Source organism: Methyloferula stellata AR4 (assembly GCF_000385335.1).
Taxonomy (GTDB): Bacteria; Pseudomonadota; Alphaproteobacteria; order Rhizobiales; family Beijerinckiaceae; genus Methyloferula; species Methyloferula stellata.
On the sequence record NZ_ARWA01000001.1, the window covers coordinates 2116575 to 2135067 of the forward strand.

An 18493-nucleotide genomic window follows, 5' to 3' on the forward strand; every position below is an offset into this window, starting at 1 on the left:
TGAGGAAGAGCCGTTGGGCGGCGCCGAGCCAAGCGCGCCACCCAACCAATCGATCGCCGCGCACAGGCTACGCGGCGTTCGAATTAGTGATGCGTAGGTGCAACGAAGTTGGGATTTACGGCCTTCATCTCGTCGTTGAGCGCAGCGGCGATCTCGCCCCACACCACAGCCGTCGGCATTACGATCGGTTGGGCCGCTGCCGTAGCATCGGCAGGGCCGAGGCGGCGCAGCAGGAATGAGCCTGGCGCCGCAACTGCGCCCTTCGCGCCGATGGCCAAGACTTCGAGCGCCTGCTCGACGGACAGATCCGTTTTGAACGCGAGATGCTGTGCGAATTCTGGATACTTCATCGCGTCCGCCGCGCAGAGAATTGCGGCTAGGCGATCTTTTTCGCTGATGGGTAATTTTGCCATGGGGATTTCCTTTGCTGGTTGAACTTGTTCCGGATGCGCCGGAGCGCAGCGCGTCCTCGGCGAGAGAAGCACCTCGCGTTCGGCAACGAGCTTCGTGAATTTTTGCACGTCGGGATCAGCGGTGCAGATCGATGGTCCTTCGACCGCGCCGCGGAGCCGATCCATCTCCGAATTGAGTGCATCGAGGTGCGTGCGCTCCGGCTCGTTTTGGAGAACCTCAAGTCTCCTCTTGGCAGATGCCAGATTGATCTCTGAAATGTGCGAGCCGCCAACCGCGACCACCTGTTCCCAGAAAGAAACGTCATCGCGAGCGGCCTTGATCTCCTCATCTACTGATCCCACCATTTTTACTTCTCCTTTCCGCTCGGCCGCCTCAGCCAATTGACCGGTCGAGAGACTCGGCGAGCGATTTCTTGATGGCGGCAAGGCTCTCTTTGTTGAGCGGCCATAGCTGGCCGCCATCGAGCCCCGGAATAAAAGCCTGGTTGAAGTCGCGCATGCCGACCAATGAAGCAGGATATTGGAGGGTAGAGTCGCCTTTGTGGGGAGAATGCATGAAGCGACTACGGAAGCTCCAGGCATCATCGTCGAAGCGCTTGAGCTCTACGAGGATTTTAACGATGGCAGCGCAGTGATGCGTGTAATCCGAACGAAGAGTTTTCGCGAGCGCTTCGCCGCGCGCATTCAGTTCGTCGTGCTGGAACTGCCATTCCGCCCCACCCAATGCCGCTCCTGACTCTGCGAGAGCGGTCTCGGCTTGCGCCACCAATCGCGTCGCGATCTCGAGTTTGAGTGCGACGGCCTTCTCGCGATCGAGATGTGCCGCGATCTTTTTCTCGTCCAGCGGCAGACCGGCGCGCTCCGCTGCCACACGCTCGGCCTCGGCTTGCGCTTCGGCCTGTTTCGTCTGCGCGGCTTCGAGATCGGCTTTCGCCGTGTCGGCTGCGGCGCGGTGTTTTTCCAATTCCTCTTTCGTCATCATTTCGGCTTCCTTGTTTGGATGGGCTGCTATCCGGGCAGCGTGTTTTAAGATCCGATCAGCGGCGCGTGACCGCGCGGGCTGCTAGCTCCGCGAGTGACAGGTCCGTGTCGACGACGGGGATCGAGTCGAAGGCGGCGCGGAGTTGGGGCGGCGGCTCGGCAGGCTGCGCCCTGCCTTCCGCGATGGCTTGGGCGAGCTCAGCCTCATTGGTCGGCAAGCCATGACCGAGCTCGATTTCGTAGGGCGTCGGCGGATTACTCTTGGGTGCCGATGCGAAGAGGCGTTTGACAAAGTCGTCGTTGGCAGCGGTGGGCAGATTGGTGGAAGACATGAACAGCTCCTTTGAAACTTTGCGGGCGGATGGAAAGTCGACGTGCATAAAGGCTGGCGGCAGGGGCGTCGCGCGATAAAAGCCGCGCATGCGGTGTTCGCGTGAGTCGATGAGGTAAGGCGCCGCACGGCCCTCGCGGCGCGAGGCGGCAGACCAGAGCGCATGACGGCGCGATCCTTCTGGAATGAAGACTTGAGAACCACCCGGATTCGCCGTCTGCGCGACCTCCCACTTGTGGTCTTTCAGATAGCTGACGGCCTTGCCGGCGCCGCGCTTGCTGTTGCGATGCGCTGCGGCAAAGGCATGCACCCCTCGGATGGCCAAGAGCCTGTCTGCCAGGCTCAAACGTTGGAAGGCGCGCCGCGCTGGTTTGAGCGGCTCACCTGCTTGCCAGGGCCAGATGGATTGGAAGTCTTCGAAACTCGCAGCATCGAGATCGTTGCTGTAATCGGCGGATGCTGGTTTGGAAGTCTCCGCGGCAGTAACGTGTTCGAATGATTGTTTATAGATATCTATATTATTAGAACACGCGCGCGAGGCTTCTGGTCGAGTCGTATAAGAGACTGATTTTTCGCTTTTTTCTGGCGACGAATGTGGCGCATTTTGAGCCACGGTATGTAGCGCATTTTGCGCCACGTTGAGCGTCGTTTTATGTGGCGCACGTTGAGCCACACTGAGAGGCTTTTTCTGGCCGGAAAAGCCAGAATCGGGCCAGCCGAGGCCGGCGGCGAAATCGCGCGCAAGGTCGTTGTAGAGAATCACGACGGCGGGCTGGGCGAACCCGCGTTGCCCATTCTTGCTTTGGCCGGCACGATGAAGCAAACCCGCCGAGGCGAGGTCGCGAAGATAGCGATCGACCGTCGCTTGCGAGCATAAGACCTTTGCCGCAAGCTCGCGGCGACGGTAGACCGCATAGCCGCGCGCATCGATGAGTTTGACGAGCGCGAATACGATCGAGCGCATGGTCGCAGAAGAATAACTCTGCCGGGAAGCCCAAAAGCGGGCAGTCTCGCGCGCGGCTTCGACGAGCGGGTCTGTCTCCGGCTTCGGGACGATGCGCAGATGATGACGCGGCCGCGCGAAGCTCATGCGGCCTCCTCAGCGGCTTCAGCCGCCCCAGCAGGGTCGGCGAGACCGCGCAGATAAGCCAGGCCCAGGAGCGCCAGAAGGCGCTGCTCGACACTGCCGCGCGTCTCCGGCGCCCGGACGTGCCACACGTGGGCGGCGAGATCGCCGATGCCGATGCGGGCCGAGGGCGCCGCGCTCGAAATGAACCGGCCGCTCTGGACGGAGAATTGAATTGCGACCGGCGTGCCGGCAGCGCAACCGACGGCCCGAAAGTTCGGCGCCGGTGTAATGGTGAGATCCATCCAGCCGTCGGCGCCATGGCGCGCGGTGCCGCCGCTGAGCGTTTCAGCGATCTGCGGCGCCAGCGGATCGATTGCCCGCTTCAAGAGGCGAAAGGTCGCTGCGCCGGACGGCGTCTGACCGTCCTTCGCGGCCTCAGCGATCGCGGCCAGAAACAGGGCCGCAACGCGCGGCGGGAGAAGTGCGCGGGCGGCCATCACATAACCTCCCGCGTCGCGCTGAGATTGGTCTCGAGCCAAGTGCGGACATCATCAATGTCGTAGCGAATGACGCGGCCAAGTTGATGATAGGCAGGCCCGAAGCCTTGCGCGCGCCAAGCCTGCAGGGTGCGCTTCGACAGCCGGAGCCGCTGCGCAACTTCGGCTTCGGTGAACATCTGAGGCGCATCGGGCCTTTGTTCGAGGTTAGCGGCAGACAATTTCGACCTCGCGCAATTGATTCTGGGCCTCTTCGATCTGCGCCGCCGTGATGCCCGCGGGCCAAGTCAGATCCGAAAAGCGCACCTCGGCGAAACGGGCGATGACCGTTTTTTGCAGCGTCGCGCCCACGACGACCTCATCGGCGGTCAGAGGCGCGAGAAGGATGGCGCAGGCGATCTGCGTGCCGTCGGTCGCCGAAAGATTGAGCGGTTCGAAAACATCCGTAGGTACGCTCTTCTTGCCGAGCACCGTGCCGGCAGCCAGTGGCGCCGACGCGTCGACCGCGACGGCGTCACGCGATAGGAACTGGCCTTCCTGGGAGATTAGGAACGAGCCAATGTGGAGCGTTTCGGTCAAGGCATTCATGTTGACTCACCTATGAAAGGAAGAGCAGCGCCTGCATTGGTGGCGCAGCGAATACGATGAAGATGAGGCATTCCTGGATGATAGTCAGGGACGCGTGGCACGGCGCAATTTGCGTTGCCGGCGTCCTTGACAAACAAAAAAAGATGCGGGTCAGCCGGCTTTGGCGTCCGGCGCCTGGAAGGCGATCATCTCGTCTAACAGCCCGTCCAGCATCCCTTCGCCCCAGAGTTCCTCGCCGCGCTCCCGGACGATTTCGGCCTTGATCTTAAGGCCATCAGTCGTGCGGGCCTTTGTCCCAAACAATTCATCGAGGACGGCATCAGAACGGTCAGCGAGATCTTGAGCGTCGTCGTGAGCGTCGTGCAGACCGAGCTGGCCCGCGAGATGTTCGCACTCGACGCACCATGCATCATGCGCCGCGACGATCTCGTCGGCACGGCGTTGGCGGTCCTTGTCGACCATCCAGACAAATTCGCCGCCGGTATCCTTGGTGATCATATACGCCATTCGAGGATTTGCGCGAAAATCGGCGACTTCCTTCTCGCCATAGATTTCGCGCGTCGTGCCGTCGCGCAAAGTCTCGGTTGAGGACCGGTGATCAATATAAAGGTGGCCCTTATAGGCGAGCGCCTGCGGTCTTTCGGGCTTGAGCCGCTGATATTCGGATGAGAGCCGATCTATGGTCTCATCGACCAAATCGGCAGCGGCTTGAAGGGCGCGATACTTGGCAACGAGATGGAACAGCGGGGCGTCGGGATAGTCGAGGCCAGCTTTGGCGTTTAGCGGGCTCAATTTTGAGCCCGTTACCGTGGCTATCGTAGCGGCCGCCGCGCCGACCGTGGCCGATCCGGCGAGAAGAGCGCGGCGGGAGGGAAAGGTTTTTGTCTCAGACATTGGCCGGCGCTCCCTCTGAGAGGGCCGGGCTCGCGAGGAGACTGCCGATAATGTGCAACATCCGCTCCGGATCGAGACAGACCTCGAATTTTGCGAAACCCAAAATTGCACGCAGGCCTCGCACGCTCTTTGGCGATGCCGTGACAATGGCATCGGATGCGGCCCGATACCGCTCTTCGAGAGATTCGAGTTCGGCCCTGACGGCGTCCGGCACAGTGAGATGCGCCCATTCCATTTTTTCGATCCGCGCCGCGCATGCGCCCGCAGCCCCGTCAAGCGCCAGAGCTGTATGCACCAAAGCAACAATGTCGGAGTCGAGATCCGGCAAAGCCTCCGCAACAGGAATGGCTGCCGAAGCCAATAGACCAATCAGCGGAACGCCACACAGCTGGCGCAATACAGTTCGCCGCGATGAAATACCTTCGCCCCATATGGCGGTTTCATCAAAGTATTTAACTGTCATAATTTGCCTCTCAATATCGAAGTTACAGCCGCACGACAGCGCGCGGTGCCCCTACAATCGCTGCAGCAGCTTGCCCGGAGATTGATATTTTGATATCGTTTGATACTGTTAATGTCAATATTAAAATGATGAGGTAATACTATTAATGTCGATTACGCCAGAGCAATGCCGGGCCGGCCGAGCGCTGCTCGGATGGTCCCAAGACGATCTTGTGGAGGCTTCCAAGGTGACAAAATCCACGATCGCCAATTTCGAGTCAGGCAAGCGGGAGCCTTATGAACGGACTCTTACCGATCTCCGCCGAGCGCTCGAAGAAGCGGGCGTGATCTTCATTGATCGTAATGGCAATGGGCCGGGCGTACGCCTAAAGGACCGAGGTTAGGAGCGATCCAATCGGCCATTGAGGCCGCCGGTGTCATCTTCGTCGAAGAAAACGGCGAAGGCCCAGGCGTGCGCTTGCACAAAACAAAAAAGACGAGGAAATAGCAACGGTCATGACTTCGCGCCGATCACTCTCTCCTGATACGTCTATTAGCGGCTCGAATAGTAGAACATCTTTGCGGGAACAGAGCGCTGGATATTGCGAGGTGCTTGAAGTGTTGTTCCCGGAATTGAGCAAGAAAAAAGGTGAGATTACGCCGGATCGGTTGCGGGAGCTCTATCCTGGCGCGCGGCGGAAGAGACAGACAAACGACACCCTTCGCGATCTCGACGCGTCGATCGAGACGATCGTCTCAAGCGCCAGCGGCGGCGCCGTCAGAGATCCATATTACGTCGCCAGAAAGGGGATTGCCGACGCTTTCTCGGCGGCCATCGCCACACGTCAACAGAAGAATGCCGCTTCGCGGCAGCGCGATAGGCTGAAAAAACATGCGGACCGATTTCGAAGCCAAGCCGAAGAGCTCACAAAGCTTTTCGCTGTCGAACCTGTGAGATATGAAGAACAGCGCGTCGAAAAGCTATCTAAGAAGGGACCCACCAAGGCCCTTGCCGCGGCGGAGGCGCAAAGAAAAAAACTCTGGGACGCTGGCGATCAAATATTCAAGCCGCGCGATGTGGCGCCACGCTTTCAAGCCGGAATTACATCCGTCCGCCGAGAGACGGAAGCGCGGGCACAGTATCACATCGATAGGGTAATGGAGGCAGTCGATTCTCTGAGTTTATTGGCTGATCTCGCGGAGGCGGAAATCACGCGCCTAGACGCGTTGCTCGCACACGACATCTGGGCGACAGCGTTTATCCAAGCTCTTGGCGCCGTCTATGAAGGATTACGCGGCTCTCCGCCTCCGCTTTCGAAGGAGAGCAACGATTTTTCCGATTTCGTTAATGTCGCCATGGCGGTTTTGGGTGAAGATGAGCTGCCGCCCCACACAATCCACGCGGCGATCAAACCGCTGCGGCGAGCGAAGCAAAAGCACGTTTGAAATCGCGTGGGAGTAAAGGGTGAGCGACGGAACATTTTCCGAACGCGTGTTCGGCCGCGCGAAAGTTCTCCTTAAGAAGAGCCCCCGCTAGAGAGATTTGACACCGACCGTCGCAACGCGCGAAATTGGCGTGTTGTTTTGCGTCCCTTACTTTCAGTGCCTCTATTAAATAAAAGCCTTTAGGGTAAAGCATTGTCGCGATCGACTTTCGAGGCCACGCTGCCCTCCTCATCGCCGCTGGCCTAACAGTTGATCCGGAGACGACGACTTTACACGTTTTATTTATTTCAGAAAATTTTTGAAGGTCATTCGCGATGCACAAGCTCAAACGCGATGGGATAGCAGTTCTCATTCTTTGCGGCGTGATGGGCACGTTGATTTTTACGCACGAGAGCAGCATATCTTCAAACGGCGAGGTCAAGCAATTCAGGTCGACCGTCAGAGCCGCCGCACCGATGCGCCTCAAAGAAGAACTACAGGATTCATTGCGCGTAGAAATCGCCGACGGAAGCGCCGAAGCGGCCGCGGCAAATGCCCCGGCTAGAGATTCAGGCGCCGTGCCGGGGATCGCTCGAATTTGCCTCACGGACGAAGACATCAAGCTCTCGCGCAGCGGCTCGATCTTACTCCCGGCGACGGCCGTTTTCGAAGATTTAGGTCCACTCAAAGGCAACGCCGCCGATCCTTCGACTTGGAGCTATGAGGTCCAAGAAGGAGCATTCTTCCACGCCGGCATCGTGACCCTCGCACCGGCGATCATCACGGCCAAAAAGCGCTGCGCGGAGGTGCCGGTTGAAATGTTGCTGAGCAGCCTCTGGACGCAAACTTCGCAGAAGGCATCGGATGTGCATGTCTACGCCTTGGCTGATATCATCGACTATCCCGTTTCGGTGCAAAGACCGGCGGTCGAGTTCGGTAAGCTCGTAGACGATATGAGTGTCCGGGCGCTCCTGCTCGCTGATATCTCAGCCTCTCGGAAGGAGCCAACCGGGCTCCGCGATGACGATGCCGGCAGGGCATCATGCCTGAACGAAGCGCAAAAATTCGCGGCGCGCATCGGCGGCGGCGTTGGCCGGCAAACGAGCGTGGTCGTTTTCATCGGTGGCGTTGCTGCTGAAGAAGCGTCTTATGGCTGCGGATTCTATCCGAGGAAGGGAGCGGATTTTTCTGCAGCGTGGTCGCGAGGAGCACGGCCTCCTGCGGCGACACGGGAGCTGATAGCGTCCGCTGGCGAATATCTGACAGGGGCATCTCGTGCCGAAATCGGCCGCGAAGCGGATGCCTGCCTCACTGCGGCTCTCAAGCCTGAGGCCCAGGAAGCTTAGTGATCGAGAGTTTGGAGGTGTCAAGGTCGATTGCCAGGCCTTCGCGCGCGATGGCGGCGGAGGATCTGTGACGATCTACCGACGTTTCGGGAGCTATCGAACGAAAGAACAGCCCACGTCCGCGGAGATTGCGGCCATGGGCAAGGCTTCGGAATTCATCCATGAAAAAGAAGCCAAAAGCACCGATGATGCCCTGACCTTCGCGCGCTGGTGGCAGGATGAATCGATTTCAAAAGACGTGAAAACCTTCGCGATCATGGCTGCTCGCGTCATCGTTCTTGCGCGGCGCTGCCACTCGGGAAAGCTGCTCGACGATAAGATCGCCATCTGGGCTGACCAGGCGGGCATCAGCCACGCCGATATAGCGCCGGAAGGCCGGTACGCCTCTTTGATGAATTCGATGGTAGCCGTCATGCAGTCCGGCGCGCGAGGCGAAAGCACTGAGGAGTCGTGTGCGGCGCTGAAGAAGTATGAATAGCTATAGCATTGACGGATTGGCTCTTTGCGCCGCCTCACGGGCACGGATTAAAATCAAATGTGGCCATGGTTTCATTCACTTTTGGTGACTATAGGCGCGACCTGCATTGCCCTCGCACCAACCGCGATCACGCAGGACGAGGCGCCGTTCCCGACATGGCGGAAAAGGCTTTACGAGCTGATCGACAGCCACAAACGATGGCCACCCGGCGCGATCGATCGGCCGGACGGCGGCATCGCGACGGTCGCATTTTCCATTGACCGGGACGGGCGGCTTTTATCGGCGGCCCTCGCGAAAAGTTCGGGCCTCGACGTTTTCGACCAGGAGGCGATCGACACGATCAACCGCTCCGCGCCATTCCAGCCGGCGCCTCCAGACTTGCCCGGCGCCATCATCAAACTCACGGTACCGATCAACTTTCGAGGACTCAGATCTGGTCTCAAAAACAGCGAGCTTCGGCTGGCGGCCGCCAAATCCGTTGGCCTAAGCCATGCTACTTAGTCAGTCCGGCAAAAGCCGACTCTTCGATCCTGCACATGGCCGCCCCCGAAGCGACCTCAAATGAATGCGAGCCCCGTCAGCCTAGCGCTGGTGGGGCTTTTTTATTTTGTGGTCAATATTGGCCATCGCGCCCGTAGCGTTTCAGCTAGATCACCCCCGGTTGCGGAAGTTCTTGGACCGTACCCTTCAAAGTTGATCCTCCCCGATTGACATTGTGACGGCTGACTTTGCCTCGCTCGCTCCGGCCAGCGGGGCTTTTTTTGTTTTCACATTCGCCCCGCTAACAGGTCTCGCAACATCCGGATTGCCACCTCGATCTCTTCGCGCTGGCGTTCAAGCAACGCGATATGTTGGGAAATGCGATCCGGCGGCAGTGCCTGCCCCAGCGGCTCATCGCTCTCGAGGTCGTAGCCCCGAAGCATCTCTTGTATTTCGGCGATCGTGAAACCGAGTTTTTTCGTTTGAACAATGAGATCAATTCTTTTGCGGTCGTCTCAAGGACGGAAAAGGGCACGCCCCGGAAGCAAACGTCTTCAAACGTGGTCCGGATCACAAGTGGATTTCTCCGAATCTCAGAGCTTGCACGACCGCATAGGTGCGGCGCGTCGCGTTCAGTTTTACTTTTGCGTTCTCGACGTGCGTGGTCACCGTTTCGCGGCCAATGGTGAGGATCTCTCCGATCTCGTCATCGGTTTTGCCGGCAGCGACCCATCGCATGATTTCGCGTTCGCGCGGCGTAAGCGGCTTGCGAAGGGTTGGCTGGACGCGCCGCTCCTGCGCCATCGCTCTCTGCAAAGCGCAATGCGCATAGGTTCCTACAATTTCTAAGGCTGAGCGGGCGCGCGGTGACAGATCTGGATGAAGTCCACAAGGGCTAAACAGCGCGACCGAACCACTGCGTGTCACGATGGGGATGATAAAGCCGTCGTCGGAATCAAACTCGTGCGCCTCGTCCATGATGCGCCGTTCCGCTTTTGTAAGCCGCCGGTTCTGTCTCAAATCGTCCCACGTAAATGGCGAGAGAGAACGCCGCAGTTCCGTCACGACCGGATCTCGATCGATGTACTGATGCCTCAGGTAATGTTCGATATATCCATCAGGCCGCGTGTTTAGAGACACCTTTCCTTCGGGGCCATCGCCAGGGCCCGGTATAGACCAACTCGTGACCCGCGTTAGGCCATACCAATCAAGCTCTTTGACGATCAGATTTTGAATCTCGTCGCAGTTTTGCAACTGCTGAAGCTTCTCGATGAATTCAAAGGTTCGTCGTCCATATTCGTCTGCGGCAAAACTCATCTCACAATCCCCCGCTGCAACCATTGATGGAATTCCGGGGGATAAACGCAAGGAAATTCAAAGCTTAACCGTAACACAGACTCTTCGCTCCCAAGAAATGGGGAGAGAAACACGATGGATGTTCTGTTACCACCACATCTAAGTTAATGCAGTATGGATGGCGCGTTATGGAAGCAATGGTGATTTATGGTCATGAACATGGCAAATACTCAGCCTATTTCGACCAGATTTTTAGGTTGCGATATGAAGTATTCGTGCGCGGCCGCGGCTGGTCACTGCCATCGCGTGGCGGCTTAGAGGTCGATCAATACGATACTGATGAAGCCGTATACTTTATAACCTTGAGGGACGACGGGTCCATAGAGGGCAGCGTCAGAGCCACACCGACCGCACATTCGTCACTGCTCGCCGATTATTTTCCTCATTTGGTCGAAAACGGTGTGTCCCCACGAGGCCCCGGCATCTTCGAGACGACGCGCTTCATCGTCCAGCCGACCAGGAGAACGCGCGAGACTGTGCGTAAAGCAAAAGCCCGGCTCCTCGCTCCGCTGCTCGAATGGTGCCTGGAAAAGGGGCTCGTCCATTTCCAAACCGTGATCGATGCCAGTGCGCTCGCCTCATATGTCGAAATCACACCGCACACACGAATCTTAGGCCTTGCGCATCCGTTTGGCGGCGGCCGTGGCGTTCCAGGTGGAGGCGAATGCATGGCTCTCCGCTGGCCTGTTTCGACCGATGTCCTCGACGACATCAACCTCTACGGCAGTTCCGACTATGCGAAGTTTGACCCCGCTGTCAGCGCGACAGCGCTGTCGATGCATTGATTGATCCGAAGGAGCCGAATGATGAGCGCCTTGGTTAGACCTGTTACCGCAGACGAAGTTCGCACGCTCCATGTCGCGGGTGTGGTTCGACTCCGCAGCATTCTCAATTTAGCATTCGTGAACGATTTACGTCGCTGCATCGACGAGGCCGCAGAGTCTCTTTTTCAAAGTGCGGCCGGATACGATCTCACCTTTCTTACACATGCTGCGGAGGCCGCGGACGCAGCAATCCTTCGATCGCAAAGCAATGGTCAGCACGATATTGCTGGCATCGTTGATTACATAAGGCAGAGCGGCAATCCTCTTTTGTTCGATGAACCCGCGAAAGCCAATGGATCTTTCCTGCTGGATACCGGCGTCGCGGCGAGACACAGTCGATTCCAACAAATTTGTACGCGTGGCGTCATTCCCGAGATCGCCGGCGCCCTATTGGAGTCCGCGCGTGTCAATTTCTTCGGCGATCAGATCTTTGTCAAAGAGCCTGGTACGCGCGAACGGACGGCCTTTCATCAGGACGCTTCATATTTCGAAATCGAGGGCGACCAATGCTGCGTCATGTGGATTCCGGTCGATCCGGTAACCGCAGAATCTGGCGGCATGAAATATTGGCGCGGTTCGCATCGTGAGAAGCACATTTACGCGCCCAACGTCTTCGTCTCGCGCACGCCTTTGCCGGGCAGCGAAGGAGATCTCGTGCCCGACATTGAGACCCATCCGGAAAATTTCGATATCGTTCAATTCAACGTCGAGCCTGGCGATATCCTCGTCCATCATTATAGAACCGTCCATGGCTCCGGCGGCAATTTGAGCCGGTATCAGGTCAGACGTGCGGCGTCGCTGCGCTATTGCGGTGACGACATACGCTTCAAGACGCGACCATCGGCGCCGCGACAGCTCCACCACACGACGCGTTTACAAGATGGCGACGTGCTGAGCGGTCCCGATTTTCCTGTTGTTTGGAGCCGAAGCAAGTCCCGTGACGCCGCTTGACGGACTGCGGTCAAATGATCGGAAATATTAAAATGCCGCAGCCAAACCAGCAGCTACGCGAGAACGCCGATTATATCCCTGAAATGTGTGACGAGCTTCGGCTGCTTGCTCATCCGCTGCGAAATAGAGGAGTTCGGGGATTTTCGGCAATGTCGGCAGACATCGCAATAGACCACGGTGCTAGCAAGGACATTCCGATCGGCAGGCATCAGGAGCAACGCTTCTTCGCGCGCCACAGGACCATAGCCACGGGAACCCATGGCCAGACGTGGACAAGTCGCTAGGCCGAGAAGCGATGCTAGAGGACGACAAATGGCTGATCGAATCGATACGTCTCTCTTCCGGCGAAATCGGAGTGATGCCGGACATTAAACTTCGCAAGGATAAACCTATCTTCGCCCAGGGCGAACCTGCCGAAGCGGTGTTTTATGTGCAAGAAGGAAGGGTCAAAGTTACGGTCGTTACCGAGCAGGGGAGGGCCGCCGTGGTCGCGATCCTGGACGCCGGCGAATTTTGCGGTGAAGGATGCTTGACGGGGCAGCCTTCGCGCTTAACGTCCGCCGTCGCTATGAGCGACTGCGTCGTCAGCCGTTTGGAAAAATCGGCGATGCGCCGCTTGTTGCGCGATAACGAGCAATTTTTCGAGCATTTCCTTCAGCATTTGGTTGCTGGCCGGACTCGACTGGAAGCAAAGTATGTCAGCCTGCTTTTTAATTCGACAGAAGAGCGCTTGGCGCGCGTTCTTTTGAACCTCGCCGGTGTGCAAAATCCGTCATCCCGCCCATGGGTTATCACCGGGATCAATCAGGAAACGCTCGCCGAAATGATTGGCACGACACGTTCGCGCGTAAGTTTCTTCATGAATAAATTTAGACGGCTCGGCTTTATCGATTACGACCATAATATTGAGGTCTATAAAACTTTGAGGAGCGTTCTTCTGCGTGGGGATGCTGCATGGGGGGATGACATTTGATCCTCCATTATGACCATAGAGGTCGCTCGGGATCGATCCTTCCACCGCTCCCAAAGGCCGGCGAATGCGATGACAGGTGAACCGTCGGCGGCCGAGAAATAATGCGGCTGGCGATCGGTCTTCGGGCCCGCCCATTCGAAAAATCCGGATGCCGGGATGAGGCAGCGCCGTCCCTTCTTGAACGCGGTCCGGAAGGAGGCCGCGGTCTCGAGCGTCTCCATCCGCGCGTTGAAGGTCGCGGCCTTGAATTCCTTCAGCGGCGTCTTGACGAAGAATGGCACGAGGCCCCAGCGCATCGGCACGAGCTCACACCGGCCTTCGGAATCGAGGCGCAGCACGTCGATCGTCGCCGTCGGCGCGATATTATAGCGCGGCCGGAGGTTGCGCGGCATCCCAAACTCGCTCAGGAACTTGTGGACCTCGGCCCAAGTGTGAAGCGCCCGCACATATCAATCGGCGGAACGCCAATGGTCGGGCTTCGCCTTGTCGTTCAGATGACGGACGCGAGCGACCAGCGGCGAATGACCCAAGGTTTTGGCCCATGCGATCGCTTCGGCCTGAGTCTTGAAGGTCGCTAGCGCATTTTCTGCATGATCTTCGACGACATAATCCTCGATTGGCTCGCCCTCTTTGCGCCCTATGGGTCGCGCTTCGATAAACACGTTTCCCCGCGTAGATGTACTACTTATTCTGAGAGCTCCTACTCGCAAAATTTCCCCATCGTAAATAGCACGAACTTTGAGATATCCCTCTTGAGTGAGTAACACCGGACTAATTGTGATCGGGAAGTTAACCGCCATCTGTCTTTGAATGTCCCCCAACATGGGAGGCAACGAAGGGGTCTCAACTTCGGTCGCTATCTCAGCCGCGTTTACAGGCAATTCTTGAGTAAAGAATGCCTCGTCGCTTTCGGGCAGATAAATTGAAATTTTTAATGACGAAATTTTCATGGGCGGAAAGCGCAGCTGCACGAAGAAGCACAATTTTGGCAATGCCACTGGCAGCGCGGAATTTACGATCAAATCTGATCCATACGAGCCGATCAACATCAGCTTATTTTGCTGCTCAAATCTGATGTCATCGCAGAATATGGTGATCCCATAAGGCTCCATTAAACCGCCTCAAGAGAAATTACTGCGGCCGCGTTTGATTGCGTCATTTCTTCGCGAGTTGTTGCAATTAATGGAATTGCACGAGTAGTAGGCGGAGGCGACGGGACGCGAATAGCCCCGCCTACGAACTCAGGCTTATAAAGGCGAAATTCGATTTTCCAGCCTATAGCCCAGACGATCTCTGCGACGCTTCGCAATGTCAGGTTGGCGTCGCCGCGCAACAGTCTATTAATGACAGATCGATTGACCCCCAGCTTTTCGGCAATGCCCTGCTGCGTGATCCCCGAGTTCTGCTTCTCATCGATGGCCGCGGAAACCAGAGCTTTCCGTACGTTTCCGATGAACCTACTAGCTGCGCGATCCATCGCGCTTATCTTTAGCTCAAAGGACATCGCTATAGTCTCCGACAATAAATTTTGGCTGGTCAAGGTTTAGTGTGGATCTGCGGTGCAACGCTGAATTCATATAGCCGGTATAGAGGCTATTCGCTTTGATCTTTGCCGCACCGTCAACTTCTGCGATAATAAAAACGCTTCGAGCGACAAACCAACCGAAGACACGCACGTCACTTGTCTTTAGCTCCCAAATACCATTGGTAGTAGGAAGCATGGAATGTGATTTCTCATAAAAGGCAAAATTGTCTCCTGACACAAAGTCGTATAACAGGGTCTCAATCTGTTCCAGGGGTGATTGCCTCCCCGCGTCGAGTGCAGGTTGTAGATGCGGTAGTACATTGTCGAGCCAATCAATTACATGCGGATAACCGTATAGTCTGCGCAAAGGCGGTTCGTGCGCTTCTAAACCGCCGCCAATGGATATTAGATGGCCCGATTGCACTAAGATAGAAATTGTTGCCATTTAAGTCAACGCAACCTAACTGGATTTTTAAAAATATAGCCAAGCTGGCACATCCATAGGCGCTCGGCGACGCAAAAATAGCACAATCGGTGATTTTTATTGGTCAATTTTTAATCAGTAACTCGTTTGAAACTCGCATGCCGCAGCTGGCCTGCGCGTGTGATGTCCCGATAGGCGATCTCCGCTTTGAGTTCCGGCCGGCACCACACGGCCTTGTCGAGCCGCAGGCCGGAAATGATCGGCGTTTGGCTCACGAGCTTGTCGAGCCTGGCTTTGAGATCGCGCGCGACGCGTTCCGAAAAGCCGGTCCCGACCGCGCCGGCATAATGCAGCCGATCGGCGAGCACCGTCGCGACATGGATCGCGCCCAAGGCGCCGCGCATCGCGGTTGACGGCTGATAGCCGATGATCAGGAAGGTGTCCGACTGGACGCATTTGATCTTGAGCCAATCGCCATTCTTTTTGCCGGACCGGTAAGGCCGGTCACGCCGTTTTGAGACGATGCCCTCGAGTCCCACCCGGCAGGCATGATCGAAGATCCGCGCGCCAGGCGCGTCGAATTCTTGGCTGATAACGAGCGCGGCGCCGGTGCCATCGCCGATCAACCCTTCGAGCACAGCGTGGCGGTTTTCGAGCGGCCATGCGCGAAGATCCATCCCGTCGAAATAGAGAAGATCGAAGGCGAAGATCTGGATCTTTGCGCCGCCGCCGCACCGGCCGAGCGCTTTTTGCAGATCCCCGAAATGCGAGCGGCCGAATTCGTCCAGCACCACGGCCTCGCCGTCGATGATGGCGCTGCGCACGGGAAGCGCCTCAACGGCCGACGTGATCGCCGGAAAGCGCCGGGTCCAATCGAGGCCGCCGCTGGTCCGGACCGTCGCCTTGCCATCCTTCAGATAGGCGGAGACCCTGTAACCGTCCCATTTGATCTCGTGCAGCCAAGCAGGGCCCGCCGGCGGCACCTTGGCCAGGGTCGGCTTGCAGGGCTCGACCCAGGCCGGCATGGGCTCGTCGAAGAGTTCGAGCTGGCGCCGATCGGCCGGCTTGGCGACGACCGCGCGGCTAGAGACAAAATCGACGAGATGCTCGGCGACCTATTGGCTTTGCGCAGGCGCGGGCGGCCAGGGGCTTTGGCCATGCCACAAGGTTACAGGCATTCCTTACAAATTGACGAATCTGGAGGGTTGACGAGGCAAGCCGGCGTTAAGGGCATCGTCAGTTTAACTTGGCTGCGATGCCGAAGCAGGAACCAAATGTCCCGGTGACGCGCTTAACATTGAGAGCCAAAGTCGGCTGCGATGCCTTTAGGTAGCAATTTTCTTATGCCAACCAACCTTCCGCCGCCCGACAATTGCAGGCCATTTTCGTTTGAGGAGTCGACGGGGAAACGGCGTCAAACGACATTGCTCTGGGCCTTAATCATCGGTCTCGCGACCGTCTTGTGCCTGTCGATTCTCACCCGGCTGGATTCGGGATCGGCCGTAGCATGCACTACTGAATTTTGCCCAAACCAATTGAATTGATGGGCATGCATCCTCCGGGTCGTTCGTGGTGCATCAGGGCACTTACTGAGGAGATCGCAAGACGTCGCCAAATGCGATGAGCCTGATCGCCAAGGCCGTCGCCATCAATATGCCAAGTCCCATGACAGCGGCGACGGAGCGCCAATAATAGCGTTCGCGCAACGGCAGATGCCGCCACGCCCTGCGCTCGTCAAAGGACGGCCGAGCATAAGGCACGGCGGTTAAGGAAGGTGAATCGGTGCCTTAAAATGGTCACCGCCACTGAGTTATGGATATCTCAGTATCGCACACGACTTGCGTGACTTTGCCGGTCAAAAGCGGCGATGCCGCATAAGGAAAGCCATGAGCGCGAACGGAAAAAATGCTCCAGAGAATCATGGCGGAGCAGATCCAGACGACGCACCAGAATTGGACGATGCATTCTTTGAGCGCGCCGAGATCCGCGATGGCGGCGTCTTGATCAAGGAAGGCGAGCCGCCGATCGGTCGGCCGGCGGTGGAATCGCCGAAGCCCAAAACCGAAAGGAAGGTGCGGCCGTCTGGCTTGCGGCGTCAGCAAAAGGCTTGAGTCGTTAATTGCTTTTCTCGACCTAACGTCAAACCCGCCGCCATCTGGCAGGATTGGGCGTCAGCAGCCCGTTTCCGTGCTCAATTTTGAGCGCGGATTGGGATTTCACAAAAGGTGGGACACTCGCTTCGATGATCCCTCGGAAGAATAACCTAATTTTTCCGGTCCCACTTTGTTATAAACCATTGTAAATATTAAATTATTGTACTACCCCCGCCCGCACCAACGCCCTAAAGACTCCGGGATCGGGCCACGACGGTTTAAGTGCACGGCTTTTGCTTGCGATATTCAGGACAAAGAGGAGGTGACATTGGACGAACTTGAGAGCAAGGCACGGCAGGTTTTGATCGAGTATGAAGCCATTTCGGAATGTGACGTTCACAAGGGCGTCTATCTCGACAATGGCGATCCCGAGGCCGTGAGCAAGGCTTACGCCGCCGCCGCCGAAATGGTGTCCGGTGGCCAGATCGAGACGACCAAAGAGAAATTCTTAGGCGCCATCGGCAGCGTGCTCGGTGAGGCCAGTGAGGAATGCCCGAAATGCGAGGGCGATGGCGAGGGCGAAGAGTGAGCCTGGCTCCGAAGAGATGAGTCCTGCCCGCTTTCGCGCAAGCGCCCGTGAAACCCGCCAATGCAGCAAGGGACGCCAGATGGACAGACGCATTTTCGGGCGCTTCGGCGCGGCTGCATTTCTGGCATTGGCCGGCTCGGCGCGCGCTCGGGCCGCGGACGACCGGCGGCAACACCGCATCGTAGTTCAGGTCAGCGTCAACGATCCGGCGCTGATGAATTTGGCGCTGGGCAATATTGAAAATATCGCCAGGCATTATGAAAGCACGGGCGAGAGCGTCCTCATCGATCTGACTGCCTTCGGGCCAGGCTATGTGATGATGCGGGCAGACACGTCGCCGGTGAAATCGCGCATCGCCGACATAAGTCAGCGCTATTCGTTTGTCCGATTCTCGGCCTGTCAGAATGCGCGGCGCGCCATGGCCGCCGCCGAAGGAAAAGAGATTTTGCAAATCGCTGAAGCCACAGACGTGCAGGCAGGCGTCATTCACATCGCCGAACTTCAGGAACAGGGTTGGTCCTATCTCCGCCCCTGAGCTCGCACGAAACGCAAGCCTTCGAATTGCCGTCCTAAACCTGAGGCTGCCCTACCGCATCTTATACGCGGGCCACTCCCCTTTCGATGCCGTCTGACACCAGCCGGTCACAAACGTTGACGGTTTATTTAGTGTTTCAACGTACGTATTTACCCTCGGGACGGGGAAAAAGGGCTGCGCGCTATCTGATTCGAGAAGGTTTGAGGGCAATCATTCTATCAGCTGGCTTGGTCTGAACTCCCCCCTCCAGAAATTGCAACGCGCGGCGATCTCGGAAGCG

The 18493-nt window shown here is 57.5% G+C and carries 24 protein-coding genes and 1 pseudogene; 10 read left to right on the top strand and 15 right to left on the bottom strand.

From position 1 onward, the window contains the following. Positions 1-83: 83 nt before the first annotated feature. The 8 genes from A3OQ_RS0110510 to A3OQ_RS0110545 all read right to left on the bottom strand — a co-directional run bounded on the left by A3OQ_RS0110510 (position 84) and on the right by A3OQ_RS0110545 (position 5170). Positions 84-794 carry a hypothetical protein gene (locus A3OQ_RS0110510; protein ID WP_152428394.1) on the bottom strand — a complete coding sequence of 237 codons (711 nt, stop codon included), beginning with the start codon at positions 792-794 and terminating at the stop codon, positions 84-86. Next, entirely contained in the window at positions 787-1395 is a 609-nt protein-coding gene (locus tag A3OQ_RS0110515; protein WP_020175347.1) for an efflux RND transporter periplasmic adaptor subunit, read from the bottom strand. Before A3OQ_RS0110515 ends, A3OQ_RS0110510 begins: the two co-directional genes overlap by 8 nt. 55 nt (positions 1396-1450) lie before the next feature. Beyond that, positions 1451-2815, bottom strand: coding sequence for a hypothetical protein (locus tag A3OQ_RS23545; RefSeq protein WP_020175348.1), 1365 nt, complete (start codon positions 2813-2815; stop codon positions 1451-1453). Next, entirely contained in the window at positions 2812-3291 is a 480-nt protein-coding gene (locus tag A3OQ_RS0110525) for a hypothetical protein (protein ID WP_020175349.1), read from the bottom strand. The genes A3OQ_RS23545 and A3OQ_RS0110525 overlap by 4 nt, the downstream gene beginning before the upstream one ends. Beyond that, positions 3291-3512 (bottom strand): helix-turn-helix transcriptional regulator, encoded by a 222-nt coding sequence (locus tag A3OQ_RS0110530; protein ID WP_026595708.1) that lies wholly within the window; start codon positions 3510-3512, stop codon positions 3291-3293. The genes A3OQ_RS0110525 and A3OQ_RS0110530 overlap by 1 nt, the downstream gene beginning before the upstream one ends. Beyond that, the gene (locus A3OQ_RS22015; protein ID WP_020175351.1) at positions 3499-3879 is read right to left on the bottom strand and encodes a head decoration protein; all 381 of its coding nucleotides are present in this window, start codon (positions 3877-3879) and stop codon (positions 3499-3501) included. Before A3OQ_RS22015 ends, A3OQ_RS0110530 begins: the two co-directional genes overlap by 14 nt. Before the next feature lie 150 nt (positions 3880-4029). After that, entirely contained in the window at positions 4030-4773 is a 744-nt protein-coding gene (locus A3OQ_RS0110540; RefSeq protein ID WP_020175352.1) for a hypothetical protein, read from the bottom strand. Then, positions 4766-5170: a hypothetical protein gene (locus tag A3OQ_RS0110545; protein WP_040580009.1), complete on the bottom strand. Its 405-nt coding sequence runs from the start codon at positions 5168-5170 to the stop codon at positions 4766-4768. The genes A3OQ_RS0110540 and A3OQ_RS0110545 overlap by 8 nt, the downstream gene beginning before the upstream one ends. 211 nt (positions 5171-5381) lie before the next feature. Here A3OQ_RS0110545 and A3OQ_RS0110550 point away from each other — a divergent pair. The 5 genes and pseudogenes from A3OQ_RS0110550 to A3OQ_RS0110575 all read left to right on the top strand — a co-directional run bounded on the left by A3OQ_RS0110550 (position 5382) and on the right by A3OQ_RS0110575 (position 8964). Continuing rightward, positions 5382-5722: pseudogene (locus tag A3OQ_RS0110550) on the top strand (helix-turn-helix domain-containing protein). A gap of 101 nt (positions 5723-5823) precedes the next feature. Then, positions 5824-6660, top strand: a complete 837-nt coding sequence (locus tag A3OQ_RS0110560) for a hypothetical protein (RefSeq protein ID WP_161607327.1) — start codon at positions 5824-5826, stop codon at positions 6658-6660. Between the two features lie 455 nt (positions 6661-7115). Then, a complete protein-coding gene (locus A3OQ_RS0110565; protein ID WP_152428396.1) occupies positions 7116-7985 on the top strand; it encodes a hypothetical protein in 870 nt (289 codons plus the stop codon). Further along, entirely contained in the window at positions 7915-8463 is a 549-nt protein-coding gene (locus tag A3OQ_RS24410; RefSeq protein WP_152428397.1) for a hypothetical protein, read from the top strand. The genes A3OQ_RS0110565 and A3OQ_RS24410 overlap by 71 nt, the downstream gene beginning before the upstream one ends. A gap of 57 nt (positions 8464-8520) precedes the next feature. Further along, positions 8521-8964, top strand: a complete 444-nt coding sequence (locus tag A3OQ_RS0110575; RefSeq protein WP_020175359.1) for an energy transducer TonB — start codon at positions 8521-8523, stop codon at positions 8962-8964. Positions 8965-9230: 266 nt separating this feature from the next. On the opposite strand, the gene A3OQ_RS25350 is transcribed toward A3OQ_RS0110575, so the two are convergent. Together A3OQ_RS25350 and A3OQ_RS23550 are read right to left on the bottom strand one after the other, a co-directional pair. Beyond that, positions 9231-9443, bottom strand: a complete 213-nt coding sequence (locus A3OQ_RS25350; RefSeq protein ID WP_083931561.1) for a MerR family DNA-binding protein — start codon at positions 9441-9443, stop codon at positions 9231-9233. Between the two features lie 70 nt (positions 9444-9513). Further along, a complete protein-coding gene (locus A3OQ_RS23550) occupies positions 9514-10260 on the bottom strand; it encodes a LuxR family transcriptional regulator (RefSeq protein ID WP_020175361.1) in 747 nt (248 codons plus the stop codon). Positions 10261-10427: 167 nt separating this feature from the next. On the opposite strand from A3OQ_RS23550, the gene A3OQ_RS23555 reads away from it, so the two are divergent. The 3 genes from A3OQ_RS23555 to A3OQ_RS0110605 all read left to right on the top strand — a co-directional run bounded on the left by A3OQ_RS23555 (position 10428) and on the right by A3OQ_RS0110605 (position 13047). Next, complete coding sequence (locus tag A3OQ_RS23555; protein WP_020175362.1) at positions 10428-11084, top strand: acyl-homoserine-lactone synthase; 657 nt, start codon at positions 10428-10430, stop codon at positions 11082-11084. 21 nt (positions 11085-11105) lie between these two features. Continuing rightward, positions 11106-12074 carry a phytanoyl-CoA dioxygenase family protein gene (locus A3OQ_RS23560; RefSeq protein ID WP_161607328.1) on the top strand — a complete coding sequence of 323 codons (969 nt, stop codon included), beginning with the start codon at positions 11106-11108 and terminating at the stop codon, positions 12072-12074. A 295-nt stretch (positions 12075-12369) separates the two neighbouring features. Further along, complete coding sequence (locus A3OQ_RS0110605; protein ID WP_020175365.1) at positions 12370-13047, top strand: Crp/Fnr family transcriptional regulator; 678 nt, start codon at positions 12370-12372, stop codon at positions 13045-13047. Here A3OQ_RS0110605 and A3OQ_RS22035 read toward each other — a convergent pair. From A3OQ_RS22035 to ligD, 5 genes are all read right to left on the bottom strand, one after another. After that, on the bottom strand, positions 12987-13439 hold the full coding sequence (locus tag A3OQ_RS22035) for an SOS response-associated peptidase (RefSeq protein WP_020175366.1): 453 nt from the start codon (positions 13437-13439) through the stop codon (positions 12987-12989). The two genes, A3OQ_RS0110605 and A3OQ_RS22035, sit on opposite strands and share 61 nt — an antisense overlap. A gap of 57 nt (positions 13440-13496) precedes the next feature. Next, positions 13497-14159 (bottom strand): DUF6941 family protein, encoded by a 663-nt coding sequence (locus tag A3OQ_RS24865; protein WP_200860001.1) that lies wholly within the window; start codon positions 14157-14159, stop codon positions 13497-13499. Then, positions 14159-14524 carry a helix-turn-helix domain-containing protein gene (locus A3OQ_RS22040; protein WP_161607329.1) on the bottom strand — a complete coding sequence of 122 codons (366 nt, stop codon included), beginning with the start codon at positions 14522-14524 and terminating at the stop codon, positions 14159-14161. The genes A3OQ_RS24865 and A3OQ_RS22040 overlap by 1 nt, the downstream gene beginning before the upstream one ends. A 16-nt stretch (positions 14525-14540) precedes the next feature. Continuing rightward, positions 14541-15017, bottom strand: a complete 477-nt coding sequence (locus A3OQ_RS24415) for a hypothetical protein (RefSeq protein ID WP_152428399.1) — start codon at positions 15015-15017, stop codon at positions 14541-14543. A gap of 110 nt (positions 15018-15127) precedes the next feature. Further along, positions 15128-16021: a non-homologous end-joining DNA ligase gene (ligD, locus tag A3OQ_RS22050; RefSeq protein WP_020175371.1), complete on the bottom strand. Its 894-nt coding sequence runs from the start codon at positions 16019-16021 to the stop codon at positions 15128-15130. Between the two features lie 1396 nt (positions 16022-17417). Here ligD and A3OQ_RS0110655 point away from each other — a divergent pair. Both A3OQ_RS0110655 and A3OQ_RS0110660 read left to right on the top strand, forming a co-directional pair. Then, the gene (locus A3OQ_RS0110655) at positions 17418-17678 is read left to right on the top strand and encodes a hypothetical protein (RefSeq protein ID WP_020175375.1); all 261 of its coding nucleotides are present in this window, start codon (positions 17418-17420) and stop codon (positions 17676-17678) included. Positions 17679-17757: 79 nt separating this feature from the next. Continuing rightward, a complete protein-coding gene (locus A3OQ_RS0110660; RefSeq protein ID WP_020175376.1) occupies positions 17758-18213 on the top strand; it encodes a DsrE family protein in 456 nt (151 codons plus the stop codon). Positions 18214-18493 lie beyond the last annotated feature (280 nt).

Bases quoted from the DNA above. Each gene is read 5' to 3' on its own strand.
- A3OQ_RS0110515 (WP_020175347.1), bottom strand. From the start codon at position 1,395: ATGATGACGAAAGAGGAATTGGAAAAACACCGCGCCGCAGCCGACACG.
- A3OQ_RS23545 (WP_020175348.1), bottom strand. From the start codon at position 2,815: ATGAGCTTCGCGCGGCCGCGTCATCATCTGCGCATCGTCCCGAAGCCG.
- A3OQ_RS0110525 (WP_020175349.1), bottom strand. From the start codon at position 3,291: ATGGCCGCCCGCGCACTTCTCCCGCCGCGCGTTGCGGCCCTGTTTCTG.
- A3OQ_RS22015 (WP_020175351.1), bottom strand. From the start codon at position 3,879: ATGAATGCCTTGACCGAAACGCTCCACATTGGCTCGTTCCTAATCTCC.
- A3OQ_RS0110540 (WP_020175352.1), bottom strand. From the start codon at position 4,773: ATGTCTGAGACAAAAACCTTTCCCTCCCGCCGCGCTCTTCTCGCCGGA.
- A3OQ_RS0110565 (WP_152428396.1), top strand. From the start codon at position 7,116: ATGCGCCTCAAAGAAGAACTACAGGATTCATTGCGCGTAGAAATCGCC.
- A3OQ_RS0110575 (WP_020175359.1), top strand. From the start codon at position 8,521: ATGTGGCCATGGTTTCATTCACTTTTGGTGACTATAGGCGCGACCTGC.
- A3OQ_RS23550 (WP_020175361.1), bottom strand. From the start codon at position 10,260: ATGAGTTTTGCCGCAGACGAATATGGACGACGAACCTTTGAATTCATC.
- A3OQ_RS23555 (WP_020175362.1), top strand. From the start codon at position 10,428: ATGGAAGCAATGGTGATTTATGGTCATGAACATGGCAAATACTCAGCC.
- A3OQ_RS23560 (WP_161607328.1), top strand. From the start codon at position 11,106: ATGAGCGCCTTGGTTAGACCTGTTACCGCAGACGAAGTTCGCACGCTC.
- A3OQ_RS0110605 (WP_020175365.1), top strand. From the start codon at position 12,370: ATGCTAGAGGACGACAAATGGCTGATCGAATCGATACGTCTCTCTTCC.
- A3OQ_RS22035 (WP_020175366.1), bottom strand. From the start codon at position 13,439: ATGCCGCGCAACCTCCGGCCGCGCTATAATATCGCGCCGACGGCGACG.
- A3OQ_RS24865 (WP_200860001.1), bottom strand. From the start codon at position 14,159: ATGGAGCCTTATGGGATCACCATATTCTGCGATGACATCAGATTTGAG.
- A3OQ_RS22040 (WP_161607329.1), bottom strand. From the start codon at position 14,524: ATGGATCGCGCAGCTAGTAGGTTCATCGGAAACGTACGGAAAGCTCTG.
- A3OQ_RS24415 (WP_152428399.1), bottom strand. From the start codon at position 15,017: ATGGCAACAATTTCTATCTTAGTGCAATCGGGCCATCTAATATCCATT.
- ligD (WP_020175371.1), bottom strand. From the start codon at position 16,021: ATGCCGGCCTGGGTCGAGCCCTGCAAGCCGACCCTGGCCAAGGTGCCG.
- A3OQ_RS0110660 (WP_020175376.1), top strand. From the start codon at position 17,758: ATGGACAGACGCATTTTCGGGCGCTTCGGCGCGGCTGCATTTCTGGCA.